A 14563-nucleotide genomic window follows, 5' to 3' on the forward strand; every position below is an offset into this window, starting at 1 on the left:
CTGTCCCCACTGCCATGCGGCTTTGACGGCAACGGCTTGACAGGCGGCGCCTTGCCGCCTACCTTGCCAGCCTATGGCAGACCAGAAAAACTACATTACGCCGGAAGGCTATGCTCGCCTCAAGGACGAGTTCGAGCAGCTATACAAAGTTGAGCGCCCCAAGGTCGTCAGTGATGTCGCCTGGGCAGCGAGCAATGGCGACCGCAGCGAAAATGGCGACTATATCTACGGCAAGAAGCGCCTGCGCCAGATAGACTCGCGGCTACGCTTCCTCATGAAGCGCATGGACATTGCCGTGGTCGTGGACCCGGCCCAGCAGCAGGACCTGGAGAAAATCTATTTCGGCGCCTGGGTCGAGCTTTATTCCATCGACAAGGACAGCGAACATCATTACCGCATCGTAGGCCAGGATGAACTCGATCCCGGCAAGGGGTACATCAGCTGGATATCGCCACTCGCACGCGCCCTGTTAGGTAAACAGCCGGGCGACGTGATCCGCGTGGAAACGCCAGCAGGTGAGGAGCGCTTCGAGATTGTCGACGTCAGTTACCACCCGCCGGGACAAGGCTGACTGACGCCATGCGCTGGGACATTTTCTGCCGCATTGTCGACAACTATGGGGATATCGGCGTGTGCTGGCGCCTGGCAAAACAGCTGGCACAAGCGCATGGGATACAGGTCAGGCTGTGGATAGACCAGCCCGGCATCGCGGCCAAACTGGTGCCAGAGCTGGATCCTGCACTGCCTGCACAGACAGTCTCGGGGGTGGAAATATGTCACTGGACGCTACCGTTCCCGCAAACCGCCGCTGCCGACGTCGTGATCGAGGCATTCGGCTGCGATCTGCCTCCAGCATACCTGCATGCAATGCAGGCATCCCGACCAGTATGGATCAACCTGGAATACCTGAGTGCCGAACGTTGGGTGGATGATTTCCACGCCCGCGCGTCTACACACCCCCAACTCGGCCTGACCAAGCATTTCTTCTTTCCTGGTTTCACCCCAGCCTCCGGCGGGCTACTCCGCGAAACCAACCTGCTGGCGGAACGCACCCGCTTCCAGCAAAGCCATGCCTTGCAGGCTGCATTCTGGGAGAGCCTTGGCATCATGCCGCAGCATGCCTATACCATCAGCCTGTTCTGCTACCCACATGCGCCGCTGGATTCGCTGCTGGATGCGATGATGCAGGTTGGGCAACCGGTCCTGTGCATCATCCCCAACGGCCCCATCGCCGAACACGCCATGGCGTGGCTCAGAAGCAGGAAAGGCCAGCACAAACTGAGGGTCGCCACTGTCCCCTTCCTTTCCCAGGAGCGTTACGACCACCTGCTCTGGGCTTGCGACCTCAACTTCGTTCGCGGAGAGGACAGCTGGATCAGGGCACTGTGGGCAGGCAAACCCTTGATCTGGCAGCCCTATCTTCAAGAGGGGGATGCCCATCTCGCCAAACTGGAGGCCTTCCTGCAACACTACTGTCAAGATAGTCCGCCAGACTTGTCCATCCACATCATGGCGGCCCATCGCGCATGGAACCGGAACGGCTTCACACCCTCTGCCTGGCAGGCATTGCTCGCCGCGCTGCCGGGCTGGCATAAGCAGTCGCAAGCCTATGCCAGGAAGCAGGCCGAAGAAAGCGACCTTGCCGCTAAGCTTGTGATTTACTGCAGGAAATTTTTCTGATTTTCGGTTATACTGCGACCCTTTTTCCTTTCAACCTTTTAAGCACATATTATGAAGACAGCTCAGGAACTTCGCGTAGGCAACGTAGTGATGATCGGCAACGACCCATTGGTCGTGCAAAAGACTGAATACAATAAATCCGGCCGCAACGCGGCTGTGGTCAAAATGAAGTTCAAGAACTTGCTGACCGAAGCCGCTAGCGAAGCCGTCTACAAGGCTGATGATAAATTCGACGTGGTCATCCTCGAAAAGAAGGAAGTGACTTACTCCTATTTTGCCGACCCTATGTATGTCTTCATGGATGCGGAATACAACCAGTACGAAGTCGAAGCCGACAACATGACCGATGCCCTTAACTTCCTTGAGGACGGCATGACGTGCGAAGTCGTGTTCTACAACGGCAAGGCAATCTCCGTGGACCTGCCAAATTCCGTGGTCCGCGAGATCACTTACACCGAGCCAGCAGTCAAGGGCGACACCTCCGGCAAGGTGATGAAGCCGGCGAAAATCGCCACTGGCTTCGAATTGGCCGTGCCGTTGTTCTGCGATATCGGCGACAAGATCGAAATCGACACCCGCACACTGGAATACAAGAACCGCGTGAAATAAGGTTCAAGCCACCGAGCGACAGGAGCCCTTAGCGGCTCCTTTTTTTATGCCGCCCGAGCCCAAGCCTCCAGGTTGTGTCGGCAGTGCGCCCAGCGCCATAGCATCCACACCCACAGAACAGCAGCCTACAGCAAGTCATGTACCCGGAATCCCAGGCGGGCGCCCTGGGCGTCTGCCTGGCGAATCGCCAGGGCCAGTACCTGATCGGCCTTGACCGGTCCAAGCGCTTCGCACATCGCCACATACGCCTGGTTGATCAAGTCCCGCAGCAATGCAAGACTGTAGCTTTGCGACAATTCAGTCCCATGCCCTGCCAACCAGTCACGCAATCCCTGCCCTTCGTCCGCCTTCAGGTGTGTCAGCAAGCGACCGCGTATCGTTCCCTCTGTCCTTGCATCCAGGTTCACCAGCATCGCCGCTAACAGCAGAGCAAACATGCGCGTCTGCTCATCGGGCTTCGTCGCGGCTGCCTGCGCTCCCAGGGAAATCGTGTCCCCTCCCAGGCTGCCAGGGTCTGGTAATAATTGCGCCTCCGGCAATTCCATGGCGCTGACAACGGCCCGCAGCATCTGCCCGCGCTGCACCTTGAGCTCTGCACGGAAACAACACCTGGAGATGAAGCTGCTCAATGCGAATGATGGCTGATGCGCATAATCGCGCTCCCATAAACTCACCGCGGACAAAAGCTCTTCATCGTCAAGAAAAGGCCTGAGCCCGGTCAATACGGCTCGGCGACGCAGTACGATATCCATGCTCACAATCTGCTCAGGTGTTGCACATGCTCAGGCTGGTAAGCCGCTTCGCGGTTGAATTCCGGATACCCGACCTCGCCGTGCTCCGTGATATCCAGCCCGCGCTGTTCATGCATGGTGCTGACGCGCAGCCCTATCGTGCGGGCAAGCAGTCCATACATCAGCAATGCGCTGAGGAAAACCCAGACAAAGGCCACGGCCACGCCGATCATCTGCACGAGCACCTGGTTGAGGTCGAACATATTGTCCTTTAGGAACAAACCGGCAGCCACTGTACCCCATACGCCGCTGAAACCGTGCACGGCAACCGCGCCCACGACGTCATCCAGCCTGAGTTTCTCCAGCGCCCACACTCCCAGCATCGTCACAATCCCGCCGATGAAACCGGTTAGGACCGCAAAAGGGACATCCATGCTGGCGCAACCCGCGGTAATCGCCACCAGCCCGCCCAGGCTACCGTTGACGACGTAAGCCATCAATATTGGCCTGCGCATGGCCAGCGCAACCAGCAGGGCTCCCACGGCCCCGGCGGCCCCGGCCATATGGGTATTCAAGAGGATAGGCCCGATCTCGACGCCCGCCGCCAGTGTACTGCCGCCATTGAAGCCGAACCAGCCGAACCAGAGCAGGAAGCCGCCCATCGCTACCAGGCTGAGGTTATGACCTGGGATCATGTGCACTTCGCCCTTGCTGCCGAAACGTCCCAGCCGGGGACCAAGCACCATGATGCCTGCCAATGCGCACCATGCCCCGACCGAATGCACCACGGTGGAGCCGGCAAAATCAATGAAACCCATCTGCTTGAGCCACCCATGCTCATTCCAGGCCCAACTGCCGAATACGGGGTAGATGAGTGCCATGATGCCGCAAGCGCCCAGCAAATAAGCAATGAAGTTCGTACGCTCGGCCATGGCGCCGCTGACGATGGTCGCCGCCGTCGCGGCGAACATTACCTGGAAGAACAGCATGCTGGCGCCCCAGTCATCGCCATGGGCCAGGGCGAAATGATCCGTGCCGATCCAGCCGCTGGGATTGCTGCCGAACATCAGGCCATAGCCCACCAGCCAGAACAGCAGCGCCCCCACGGCCAGGTCCATGTAGTTCTTCATCATTACGTTCACGGCATTCTTGGCACGTGTCATGCCGCTTTCCAGCATGGCGAACCCGGCCTGCATCATAAACACCAGCGCGCCAGAGATTGCCACCCATACGCTGTCGACTGCCAGCGCCTGGGGTGCGCCCTCGCCTGCAGATACAGGCAGGGGGACGATGCAAAGAGAGAAAAGAAGGGTTAACGGCAACAGAGATATGGGCATGGCAGCTTCTTATGATGATCGGCGGTCTCTCCGGACAAAAGCACGAAAAATGCCAGCGCTTGCCCCATACCCGACAATTTGCCACCCCCTCAAATGGGCATCCGGCCATTAGCAAGCCTGGCTTGCCTGCTTTCAGGCACCCGCCACTTCCTGGATATCGCTATGTCTTTCCATCGTCCGCATCTGGCCGGGGCACCTTCCGCCTGTAGCCAACAATCTTGCGCCTGGGCGCTTCGGGCACGCGTTCCAGCATCGCACGGGTGCGCATTCCGGCACTGGCAACCAATGCGGTGATCAGCTCGGCCTCGGGCAGGTTGCGCCAGTATTTTTTCGGCATTTCCTTTTGCATGGCCTTGAGCTTGAGACGGGCGGGATTGAAAATGTGCTGGTAGTAGCTCAGCCACAGCGCTTCGCCTGCATCCTCCTCCGGTAGCGCCTCGAGCTTGCCGCCCGGCAGGAAATGTAGCCTGCTGCCGTCCCAGCGCATCCCCAGACGCGGGCTCATGATGGTCCAGTCCATGGCGGCAAACCGCCCGATGAAGAAAGGCGCGATCGCGGCCATGATATGGTGCTCCGGCTCGAACCAGGCCAGGTAGCGCAACTGGCCCTGCACCACGGCCTCCCGGAACCGGACGAACGCCGTCATTTTGTGCATATCGCGCCGCACCGCCTTGGCCATGGCATTCAGCCCGGCAATATCGGCATCCCCTGCCAACTTCATCAACCCGCGCTCCTGCTGCAGGCGCCAGAGAACCCGGTACAGCAGGGCAAAGCGCTCCGGCGCCCGGTGCATGATCACCGGATGCACCAGCTCGGCAAATGCGCGCGGCACCATCAACGGCCTGCTGTCGGCTGACGTGACTGGCGGCGCATTATCGGCCCCACTTGCCTGGACTCTGACGGCAGATGGAGACTCCGCCGGGTACGCTGTCTTCCCTGTTCCTGCAAAGAAATCTTCCTGAACCACAGTCCCCGGGGCTGGCTTCACGTACCAGCTCACCTCCTGTGGGGCAACACCCTGGGCAAGCAGCCGACGCGCTGCATGGCGCCAGCCTTCCATGTCGGTTTCACTCTTGAGCTCAACGTTGTACATACGCAGCTTGCCAACAGGCCCCTATATGAACAAGCCCAACTGCTGCGGGGCTGTATGCGTGTCCTTGAGCCGGGCATGCAGGTTGGCAGCATCCAGGGTCGCACCCGGATGATGGTCCGGCAGCTGAATGAACGGCAGCATGCGATTGACCGGTGCGTGCATGCGCACCAGATCATCCAGGCGTACTGCGCGCACGCGCCTTGCTGCCAGGATGCGCTGCACGTTGCGTACCCCCAGTCCCGGCACGCGCAGCAGCATAGCCTTGGGCGCACGGTTGAGGTCGACGGGGAACATGGCGCGGTTCTGCAGCGCCCATGCCGTCTTGGGGTCGATATCCAGCGCCAGCATGCCCTGGTTGCCAGTCACGATTTCATGCGCCTCGAATCCATAGAAGCGCAGCAGCCAATCTGCCTGGTACAGCCTGTGCTCGCGCACCAGCGGTGGCGACTGCAATGGCAGTACCGGGCTCGCATCGGGAATCGGGCTGAACGCGGAATAATAGACGCGCCGCAGGCGGTAGCGTCCATAGAGGTCGGCACTGGTGCTGAGTATCGTCCTGTCATCCGTGGCATCCGCGCCGACGATCATTTGCGTACTTTGCCCGCCTGGGGAGAACTTCGGCGGACGCTTGCCGCTGATGCTTTTCTCCTTTCCCGCGTCAATGCGTTCGCGCAGTCTTGCCATCGAGATACGGATGGCCGCACCGTCCTTTTCCGGCGCCAGCGCGGAAAGACTGGCTGCCGTCGGCAGTTCGATATTGATGCTCAACCGGTCTGCATAGCGCCCTGCGCGCGCCAGCAAGTCCGGGCTCGCATCCGGAATGGTTTTCAGGTGGATATAGCCGCGGAAGCCATGCTCCTCGCGCAGGACGCGCGCCACCTCGACCACCTGCTCCATGGTGTAATCCGGGCTCTGGATGATGCCCGAGCTCAGGAACAGACCCTCGATATAGTTGCGACGGTAAAACGCCAGTGTCAGCTGCACCACTTCGTCTATGCTGAAGCGCGCGCGGGGAACATTGCTGCTTACCCGGTTGACGCAGTAAACGCAGTCGTACAGGCAAAAGTTGGTCAGCAATATCTTCAATAGTGAAATACAGCGGCCATCGGGCGCATAGCTGTGGCAAATCCCCGTGCCCGTGGTCGAGCCTATGCCCTTCCCGTCCCGCGAGTTGCGCCGCTCAGTGCCGCTGGATGCGCACGAGGCGTCATACTTGGCGGCATCGGCCAAGATTTCGAGTTTCCGTTTCACCTGCATTTCATTATTGTACGTTCGTACAGTAATTTTGCCTACCCTCTCCCTGCCCGGTTCAACCCTGCAAGGAAAAAATGTCGTCCCAGGAATAGGCACGATAATTGCTGGCAGGTTGCTGGCACTTCACCAGGAAAGCAAATCATGATGACCGCACATCACCTCCCAGCCATGATACAAAGCATGGGCAGCCTCCACCGTTATCGTGAATCGCTGCAGCAGCTGCAGAGCACCTGGGATAACCTCTCCCTGCTCAGCCAGCTTTCCGGCACAGGCACCGACATGAGCGAGACGCGCCAGGCATTCGGCAAGATCACGACCGACGTGCTGGACAGTCTGGCCCAGGAAACGCTGAACAAGACCATCAGCGCGATCACGGCAAAGGCTCAGGTAGCAGTGGACATCGTGGTGCGCAACCTGTTCGAGCGCACCGCAGACATCGGCTTTCTATCCACGGACGACAACCTCAGCAACTTCCTCGACAAGCACATCGCAGGCAGCGTCGACGAGACTGACTACCTGCTGCTGCGCGAGCGCTTCAGCGAGTATGTCCAGAAGTACTCGGTCTACTTCAACGTGATCCTGCTTGATGCAGGCGGCAACATTTTGGTGCAGCTGGATGATACCAACCCCACCAGGCAGTCGCACGACCCTCTGATCGAGGAAGCCCTGCATTCCGACGCACCCTACCTCGAAGTGTTTCGACACAGCGATTTATCGCCCGGGCGGGATGCCAGCCTGATCTATGCGCGCAAGGTATGCCATGACAATAGCGATACCGCGCTGGGCGTGCTCTGTCTTTGCTTCAAGTTCGAAGATGAAATGGACGGCATATTCAAGGACCTGATCCGACAGGACGAATGGTGCGTGGGCTTACTGTTGGACGAACAAAACCGGGTCGTTGCCAGCAGCGACCACTACCAGATCCCGCTGGGCGCCCCATTGGAACATGCCCTGGGCCAGGACTGGATACTTACGCGCTTTGCCGGCAGGCTGTATCTTGCCGTCACGCGCGAAACCAAGGGCTACCAGGGCTACATGGGCCCTGGCTGGCGCGGCCATGTGATGATTCCGCTCGAGCATGCCTTCGAGGACAATGTCGCCAGTATCATCGCCGGCATCGACCCGATGCTGCTGAAGAAAGTCATGCGCAGCCCGTTGCTGTTCTCGCCGACATTGCTGGGCATTCCCAAGCAGGCAGCCACCATCCAGAGTAAGCTCAACCAGTCGGTCTGGAATGGCAATATCTGGCAGAAGCGTGACGCCAGCCACAACGCGCAGCAGAACAATTTCTCCAAGATGTTGCTGTGGGAAATCAGCAACACCGGCTTCAAGACACAGAGCGTCGTGGAAAAGACGGTCGCCGACCTCTACCAGACCGTCGTGGCCGTCATGCTGGAGAACTCGCGCTTTTTCGCGTCGCTGGCTGTGGATATCATGGACCGCAACCTGTACGAACGTGCCAATGACTGCCGCTGGTGGGCATTGACCGCAACATTCCAGCGCCTGCTCTCCCAGCCGGAACTCGGCATGCAGGAAATGCATGCGATCACTAAGGTGCTGGCCTATATCAACCAGGCTTATACCGTGTATTCCAACCTGGTCGTCTTCGATCGCCATGGCCGTATCGTCGCGGTGTCCAATCCCACCTATGAGCGGCTGACAGGCGAAACCATCACAGCGGACTGGGCCAAGGCTGCACTGCAATTGCGCCGGTCGCAAGACTATGTCGTATCGGACTTCGAACCCACTCCCCTGTATGACAACCAGCCCACCTATATCTATGCCGCCGCCATCCGCCACCAGGAGCAGACCGTAGGCGGCATCGGCATCGTGTTCGACAGCGCACCGCAATTCTCCGCCATGCTCTCGGACGCCCTGCCTCGCAGCGCCGATAACGAAGTCATCCAGGGCAGCTTCACGCTCTATGTCGACGAAAAGCTGCGCGTGATCTCATCCACCTCCCAGGACTTTGCCGTCGGCAGCCACTTTACCGTGCATCCGGGGCTATGCAAGCTGGCGCCAGGAAGCACAGGCTTCGATATCGCGCTCTATCACGACAACTACTATGCCGTGGGCGCGCGCGCCTCGTCCGGATATCGTGAATACAAGGGGGCCGGCGACAATTACAAACACCATGTGACCGCGCTGATCTTCATCCCGCTGGGCAAGGCCGCTGACATCAACGCCATGATGGATTCAGAGAACTTGTTGCAGCAAAACCAGTTCAAGCCGGTAAGCAACCAGGCTGCGGCGGAAGACGCCGAGGAATACGCCACCTTCTACATCGGCAAGCACTGGCTCGGCCTACCGGCCTCACACATTGTCGAGGCTATCCAGGCCAACAGCATCAAGCCTTTGCCCGACACCTCATCGGTGCTGGAAGGCATGCTCAAGCACAAGGACAGCGTCGTGCCCGTCCTCAACCTCGCCCGACTCACCGGCATCGACTTTCAGCCCCCCGAACAGGACAAGCAGATTGTCATTGTCCAGGCCGGCCCCAAGCTGCCCAAGTTCGGCCTGCTGGTGAGCGCGCTGGGGGAAATCCCCGCCATCGCCCCCGACGCGATCGAGCCGCTCTCGGCCTTTTTCGCGACCATCAACATCCCGGCCGAGGGCATTGCCAAGGTCATGACGGACAAGGGTGAAAACCTGCTGATCCTGCTATCGGCCGTCAACCTGATCACGCGCATCAGCGAGGCGGCACGGCAGGCGTCCGTGCAAAATGCGGAAACGGAAGGTGGAGGCGACGTGCTGGAGCAGGTGGCCTGAGCCAAGGGTGGCGCTAGATTGTCTCCTCAACCCGCCTTGAGGTTGCGCAGCTTGCTGGTGGCGAGCGCTGCGGCGGCGGTGCGGGTTTCGACACCCAGCTTGGCAAAAACGTGCTCCATGTGCTTGTTGACGGTGCGTGGGCTAGTGCCGAGGATGTCGCCGATGTCGCGGTTGGTCTTACCCTTGATTGCCCAATAGAGTACTTCGGATTCGCGCTGGGTCAGGCCGAAGGTCTGCATCAGCGCTTCGATCTGGGCAGCATCGGATTCCTCCCTCAGGATGATGATCCATTGCTCCTCCGCATTGAGGTCCGCCAGCGAGAAGACGAGGCGGCCGCTGCCCTGCACAATGGTGAGCGGCATGCTTTCCTTCCCGTCCTCCCTCAAGTTGGCCAGCCACTTGAGTACCGCCAATGGGGTGAGCGTGACCGGATCGATATCACTGGCGCTGAAGTAGCGCTGCATCCAGTCCCGCGCCAACGGCGTCTGCCAGACGATGCGGCCGCTTTTGGGCATGACGGCAATGGCCGCCTGGCCGAAGGCGTCCAGCGCCCCGCGCGCCTGGTGCATCTGGCGCGATGCCTGCAGGTGCGTATTGATGCGGGCCAGTACTTCGGCAGTACGGATGGGCTTGGTGACGTAATCGGTGCCGCCTGCGGCAAACCCCGCCACCACGTGTTCTGATTCGGTCAGGCCGGTCATGAAGATCACCGGGATGTGCTGGGTGTTGAGGTTGGCCTTGAGCCTAGCACAGACTTCGAATCCGTCCAGGCCCGGCATGATCGCATCCAGCAGGATGATATCAGGGCGCGCTTCTTCCGCCCGCTTGAGCGCAGTCTCGCCGTTATTGGCCACCAGCACCATATAGCCGGATTCGTCCAAGGCATCGTGCAACACGGCCAGGTTGTCCGGCACGTCATCTACGATCAATACGACCGCGGTATCTTTCCTAACCTCCATCATTCACTTCTTCCAACATTTTCTGCATTGCTTCAAGTTCGAATTGACCTGCCAGCTGGCGCATGGCGGCAATAAAAGTCTCATACTGGCCATCCTGTCCGATCTCATCCAGCTTGCGGGTAATGCCTCGCATATAGCCCACCTTGATCAAGGCCATCAATTCGTCGCGCTGCTCGCGGGGAGGCGCTTCCAGCTCACCGGTCACAGGCCGGGAGACCGCATCTACATCCACAACATCACCGAGCGCGGTCACCCACTCCAGTTTGAGTTGTTCGCCAATCCAGCGCAGCAATTCCATCACGTTCACGGGCTTGACGATGAAGTCCGAAGCCGGGATGCCTGCGGTATTTTCCAACCCCTTGTCGAACGCGTTGGCGGAGACGATCGCGATCGGCACGTCGGACTGGTGCACCTTGCGTATCATGTAGCTCGCCTCCCAGCCATCCATGTCCGGCATGGCAAGATCCATGAGGATGACGTTGGGCTTGAACTTGACATAGGTCTGCAGACACTCGCGCCCGTTCGCCGCCTCTGCCACCTCGAAGCCCAGCGGCTGCAGGATGTTCTTGAGCAGCTCCCTGTCCACCTGCTCGTTGTCCACCACCAATATCCGCCGACGCTGTCCCTTGTAGGCCAGAGGCATGGGCATGGAAGCATTCTCGATCTCTTCGGGCACCCGCACCTGGGAAAGGAACAGGCGGATATTGAACTGGCTGCCCTGCCCCAGGGTACTGCGCACCGTGAGCTGGCCGCCCATCAACTCGGTGAGCATCTTGCTGATCGTCAGGCCGAGGCCAGTGCCGCCGATATTGCTCTTGGCGGCTGCCGAACCACGCGCGAATGGCTCAAACACCTTCTCGATTTCCTCGGGCGCTATACCGGGGCCGGTATCCTCAATGCTGATATGGAGCATCTCGCGCGCATAGCGCAATTTGAACGAGACCCCGCCATGGCGCGTAAACTTCACGGCATTGCCGAGGATATTGATGAGGATCTGGCTCAGGCGCTTCTGGTCGATGCGCACCACCTTGGGCAGCTCTCCCCGCAATTCATATTTGAAGTCGATACCCTTGTTGCGTGCCTGCAACTCGAACATGCTCACGAGTTGCTGAATGAATTCCGGGAAGCGTACCAGGCGCAGGTCGAAGGTAAGCTTGCCGCTCTCGATGCGTGCAATGTCCAGCGTGCCTTCGATCAGGGACAGCAGGTGCTCGCCGCTGCGACGGATTACGCGAATGGACTGGCGCCGGTTTTCCGGGATGCTGGGATCATTGTCCAACAATTGCGCGTAGCCGAGGATGCTGTTGAGCGGCGTGCGCAACTCATGACTGATGCCGGTGATGTAGCGGCTCTTGGCCTGGTTGGCCTGCTCAGCGACCTGACGCGCGCGCTGCAATTCAGCATCGGTCTGTTTGTGCAGCACGATTTCGCGTTGCAGCAGATTGGTCTGGCGGTTGGACTCTTCCTGCGCGACGCGGCGACTCTCCGACGTCAGCACGATCCACCAGGCGATGATGCCGCTCACGAACGCAAGCGCAGCGAATACCTTGAGATATCCCAGCCTAAGCTCGGGCAGCAGGGCTTCCTTCTCGCCCGTGAAGGTCAGCGACTCATGGAAATAAATCAGCCCGAACAAGGCGCTCAGGAATGCCAGCGTCACTGCCATGAGCAACAGGTAATGCCCCAACCCGCTCTGCATCACCTCAACCCAGCGATCGGGCAGCACCCGCCGCATGACGCGCTGCCATTGATACTCGATGCGGCCATGCGGCTTGCAGAGATCGTTGCAACGCGCATCCAGCGAGCAGCACAGCGAGCAGATCGCGCCCTGGTAGGCTGGGCAATGCGCCATGTCCTCGACCTCATACTGCTTCTCGCAGATGCTGCAGCGCTGTACGCCGCTCGCCGGCTGGTAGCTCACGGGACGACGCGCGATGTAGTACTTGCCCTTCGTCAGCCATGCAATCAAGGGGGACACCACCAAGGCGGTGCCCAGCGCGATCAGGGCCGAGAACGCCTCCGCCTCGACGCCGAACATGCCGAAGAACGCCGCCACCGACAACAGCGAGGCGATCACCATCGCCCCGACGCCGACGGGGTTGATGTCGTAGAGGTAAGCGCGGCGAAACTCGATCCCCTTGGGACTCAGACCCAGCGGCTTGTTGATGACGAGATCGGCCACCACTGCCGTAATCCAGGAAATCGCGATATTGGAATACAGGCCCAGCACCTGCTCCAGCGCCTGGAACACGTCCATCTCCATGAGAATGATCGCGATCATGGCATTGAACACCACCCACACCACGCGGCCCGGGTGGCTATGCGTGAGACGCGCGAAGAAATTGGACCAGGCGAGAGAGCCTGCATAGGCATTGGTCATATTGACCTTGATCTGCGAAATCACCACGAAGAACACCGTCACCGCCAGCACGACTTCCGGGTTCGAGAATACCTGGCTGAAGCCAGCCATGTACATCTGGTTGGGATTGACCGCCTGCTCGAACGACCTGGCGCCCTCCACCGCCAGATAGGCCAGCAAGGCGCCACCGAGCATCTTGAGCATGCCTAGGGATATCCAACCCGGCCCTGCCACCAGTACGCCAAGGTGCCAGCGGAAACGGTTCTTGCGCGTCTTCTCCGGCATGAAGCGCAAGAAGTCCACCTGCTCGCCGATCTGTGGGATCAGGGCCATGCCCACCGCCATCGCCGTGCCGAACATCAACAAGTTGAAGTCGCTGTCGTAGCCCGACTTACCTGCAAACTCGCCAAGCCTGCCCAGCACGCCCGGATCCTTGTAAATGATGAACACATAGGGCAAAGCCAGCAGGAACAGCCAGATCGGCTGGGTGATCATCTGGATGCGGCTGACCAGGGTGACGCCATGGGTCACCAGCGGCACAATCACCAGCGCACTCACCAGATAACCGATGTAGAGCGGCAGGTCGAAATACAGTTCCAGCGCATAGGCCATGATGGCCGCCTCGAGCGCGAACAGGATGAAGGTAAATGATGCATAGACAAACGAGGAAATCGTCGAACCAATGTAGCCGAAGCCTGCGCCGCGCGTGAGCAGGTCCATGTCAAGCCCGAACTTAGCCGCGTAGTAGCTAATGGGCAGGCCGGTCATGAAGATCACCAGTCCGATGGCAAGAATGGCCCAGAAAGCGTTGGTGAAGCCATAATTGACGGCCAGCGTGCCACCAATCGCCTCCAATACCAGGAAGGAAATTGCACCGAACGCGGTATTGGCGACACGGAAAATCGACCACTTGCGGAAAGAACGCGGCGTGAACCTGAGCGCGTAATCCTCCAGCGTTTCGTTGACCACCCAGGTATTGTAGTCGCGGCGCACCTTGACGATGCGCTGCGTGGGCTCCATGACCTCGCTGGTGCCCCCGCCTGCCCCCGCCTGATAGTCAATTGCAGTCATCCAGCCTTGATATTCCCATCAATGTCTACCATACCTGCAGCAATTTTCAAGCCAGGCGGACACCAGGCTGGAACTGCCCTGGACCTGCATGAATAATGGATGGCACCTGCTCAGCTTGCCAGCAGCCAGGCGCCAAGCACCACCATGGTGCACCCAAAAACAGAGTGCACCATCTCAGGAAGCTGCAAGCGGCGACTGGATACTGCCAGACCCAGGACATGCAGCAAGGCTGTTGCGGCCAGCATGCCGAGCATGACTGCCAGGCCTTGGCTTGCGGCCAACTCGCTACCGTGAGCAATGCCATGGAACAGGGCGAACAAGGCAACCAGCCCGGCTTGCAGGGTCCGAGGCAGGCGCAGGCTGACGACGAGCAATGCGCCCAGCGCCATCACGCTCGCGGCCAGCAATGTTTCAATCGCGGGCAGGCGGTAGCCCGCCATGCCGATGACGGCGCCCAGCGCCATCACTGCAACAAAGGTGGCCGGAAGCTGCCAGCGCGCCGCGCCACCGATGCGCCCTGCCCACATCCCGACGGCAAGCATGACCAGCAAGTGGTCCAGCCCGGTGAGCGGATGCATGAACCCAGCCACCAGGCCCTGTGATTCATGTCCAGGATGTGCGAAGGCCAATGGGGAAAATGCCAGCAGGCCCAACGCTGCGAAACGAATGATGTTCATGTGTATTTTCCTTGTACGATAACT

Annotated in this window: 11 protein-coding genes; 4 read left to right on the forward strand and 7 right to left on the reverse strand. The window is 59.6% G+C overall.

The features are described from left to right. Window positions 1–73 precede the first annotated feature (73 nt). The 3 genes from greB to efp are packed head-to-tail and all read left to right on the forward strand — an operon-like array spanning window position 74 to window position 2289. Window positions 74–571, forward strand: a complete 498-nt coding sequence (greB, locus tag MFLA_RS08975) for a transcription elongation factor GreB (protein WP_011479975.1) — start codon at window positions 74–76, stop codon at window positions 569–571. Between the two features lie 8 nt (window positions 572–579). Beyond that, complete coding sequence (gene earP, locus MFLA_RS08980; RefSeq protein ID WP_011479976.1) at window positions 580–1680, forward strand: elongation factor P maturation arginine rhamnosyltransferase EarP; 1101 nt, start codon at window positions 580–582, stop codon at window positions 1678–1680. Between the two features lie 51 nt (window positions 1681–1731). Then, entirely contained in the window at window positions 1732–2289 is a 558-nt protein-coding gene (efp, locus tag MFLA_RS08985; RefSeq protein ID WP_011479977.1) for an elongation factor P, read from the forward strand. Between the two features lie 125 nt (window positions 2290–2414). Here efp and MFLA_RS08990 read toward each other — a convergent pair whose 3' ends face one another. The 4 genes from MFLA_RS08990 to MFLA_RS09005 all read right to left on the reverse strand — a co-directional run bounded on the left by MFLA_RS08990 (window position 2415) and on the right by MFLA_RS09005 (window position 6707). Beyond that, window positions 2415–3041: a hypothetical protein gene (locus MFLA_RS08990; protein ID WP_011479978.1), complete on the reverse strand. Its 627-nt coding sequence runs from the start codon at window positions 3039–3041 to the stop codon at window positions 2415–2417. A gap of 2 nt (window positions 3042–3043) precedes the next feature. Further along, a complete protein-coding gene (locus MFLA_RS08995; protein WP_011479979.1) occupies window positions 3044–4357 on the reverse strand; it encodes an ammonium transporter in 1314 nt (437 codons plus the stop codon). A 160-nt stretch (window positions 4358–4517) separates the two neighbouring features. Further along, complete coding sequence (locus tag MFLA_RS09000) at window positions 4518–5450, reverse strand: TIGR03915 family putative DNA repair protein (protein ID WP_048811667.1); 933 nt, start codon at window positions 5448–5450, stop codon at window positions 4518–4520. A gap of 21 nt (window positions 5451–5471) precedes the next feature. Then, window positions 5472–6707, reverse strand: a complete 1236-nt coding sequence (locus tag MFLA_RS09005) for a putative DNA modification/repair radical SAM protein (protein WP_011479981.1) — start codon at window positions 6705–6707, stop codon at window positions 5472–5474. A gap of 138 nt (window positions 6708–6845) precedes the next feature. Here MFLA_RS09005 and MFLA_RS09010 point away from each other — a divergent pair, with 138 nt between their 5' ends. Beyond that, complete coding sequence (locus MFLA_RS09010) at window positions 6846–9473, forward strand: chemotaxis protein CheW (RefSeq protein ID WP_011479982.1); 2628 nt, start codon at window positions 6846–6848, stop codon at window positions 9471–9473. A gap of 26 nt (window positions 9474–9499) precedes the next feature. Here MFLA_RS09010 and MFLA_RS09015 read toward each other — a convergent pair whose 3' ends face one another. From MFLA_RS09015 to MFLA_RS09025, 3 genes are all read right to left on the reverse strand, one after another. Further along, window positions 9500–10435, reverse strand: coding sequence for a response regulator transcription factor (locus MFLA_RS09015; protein ID WP_011479983.1), 936 nt, complete (start codon window positions 10433–10435; stop codon window positions 9500–9502). Further along, window positions 10422–13862, reverse strand: a complete 3441-nt coding sequence (locus MFLA_RS09020; protein WP_011479984.1) for a hybrid sensor histidine kinase/response regulator — start codon at window positions 13860–13862, stop codon at window positions 10422–10424. The genes MFLA_RS09015 and MFLA_RS09020 overlap by 14 nt, the downstream gene beginning before the upstream one ends. Before the next feature lie 110 nt (window positions 13863–13972). Continuing rightward, window positions 13973–14539 (reverse strand): HupE/UreJ family protein, encoded by a 567-nt coding sequence (locus MFLA_RS09025; RefSeq protein WP_011479985.1) that lies wholly within the window; start codon window positions 14537–14539, stop codon window positions 13973–13975. Between the last annotated feature and the right edge of the window lie 24 nt (window positions 14540–14563).

Source organism: Methylobacillus flagellatus KT (assembly GCF_000013705.1).
Taxonomy (GTDB): domain Bacteria; phylum Pseudomonadota; class Gammaproteobacteria; order Burkholderiales; family Methylophilaceae; genus Methylobacillus; species Methylobacillus flagellatus.

What these genes read in the sequence shown, in the direction of transcription:
- MFLA_RS09010 (WP_011479982.1), top strand. Translation starts at nt 6,846, where the DNA reads ATGATGACCGCACATCACCTCCCAGCCATGATACAAAGCATGGGCAGC.
- MFLA_RS09025 (WP_011479985.1), bottom strand. Translation starts at nt 14,539, where the DNA reads ATGAACATCATTCGTTTCGCAGCGTTGGGCCTGCTGGCATTTTCCCCA.
- efp (WP_011479977.1), top strand. Translation starts at nt 1,732, where the DNA reads ATGAAGACAGCTCAGGAACTTCGCGTAGGCAACGTAGTGATGATCGGC.
- MFLA_RS09020 (WP_011479984.1), bottom strand. Translation starts at nt 13,862, where the DNA reads ATGACTGCAATTGACTATCAGGCGGGGGCAGGCGGGGGCACCAGCGAG.
- earP (WP_011479976.1), top strand. Translation starts at nt 580, where the DNA reads ATGCGCTGGGACATTTTCTGCCGCATTGTCGACAACTATGGGGATATC.
- MFLA_RS09005 (WP_011479981.1), bottom strand. Translation starts at nt 6,707, where the DNA reads ATGCAGGTGAAACGGAAACTCGAAATCTTGGCCGATGCCGCCAAGTAT.
- MFLA_RS08995 (WP_011479979.1), bottom strand. Translation starts at nt 4,357, where the DNA reads ATGCCCATATCTCTGTTGCCGTTAACCCTTCTTTTCTCTCTTTGCATC.
- greB (WP_011479975.1), top strand. Translation starts at nt 74, where the DNA reads ATGGCAGACCAGAAAAACTACATTACGCCGGAAGGCTATGCTCGCCTC.
- MFLA_RS08990 (WP_011479978.1), bottom strand. Translation starts at nt 3,041, where the DNA reads ATGGATATCGTACTGCGTCGCCGAGCCGTATTGACCGGGCTCAGGCCT.
- MFLA_RS09015 (WP_011479983.1), bottom strand. Translation starts at nt 10,435, where the DNA reads ATGATGGAGGTTAGGAAAGATACCGCGGTCGTATTGATCGTAGATGAC.
- MFLA_RS09000 (WP_048811667.1), bottom strand. Translation starts at nt 5,450, where the DNA reads ATGTACAACGTTGAGCTCAAGAGTGAAACCGACATGGAAGGCTGGCGC.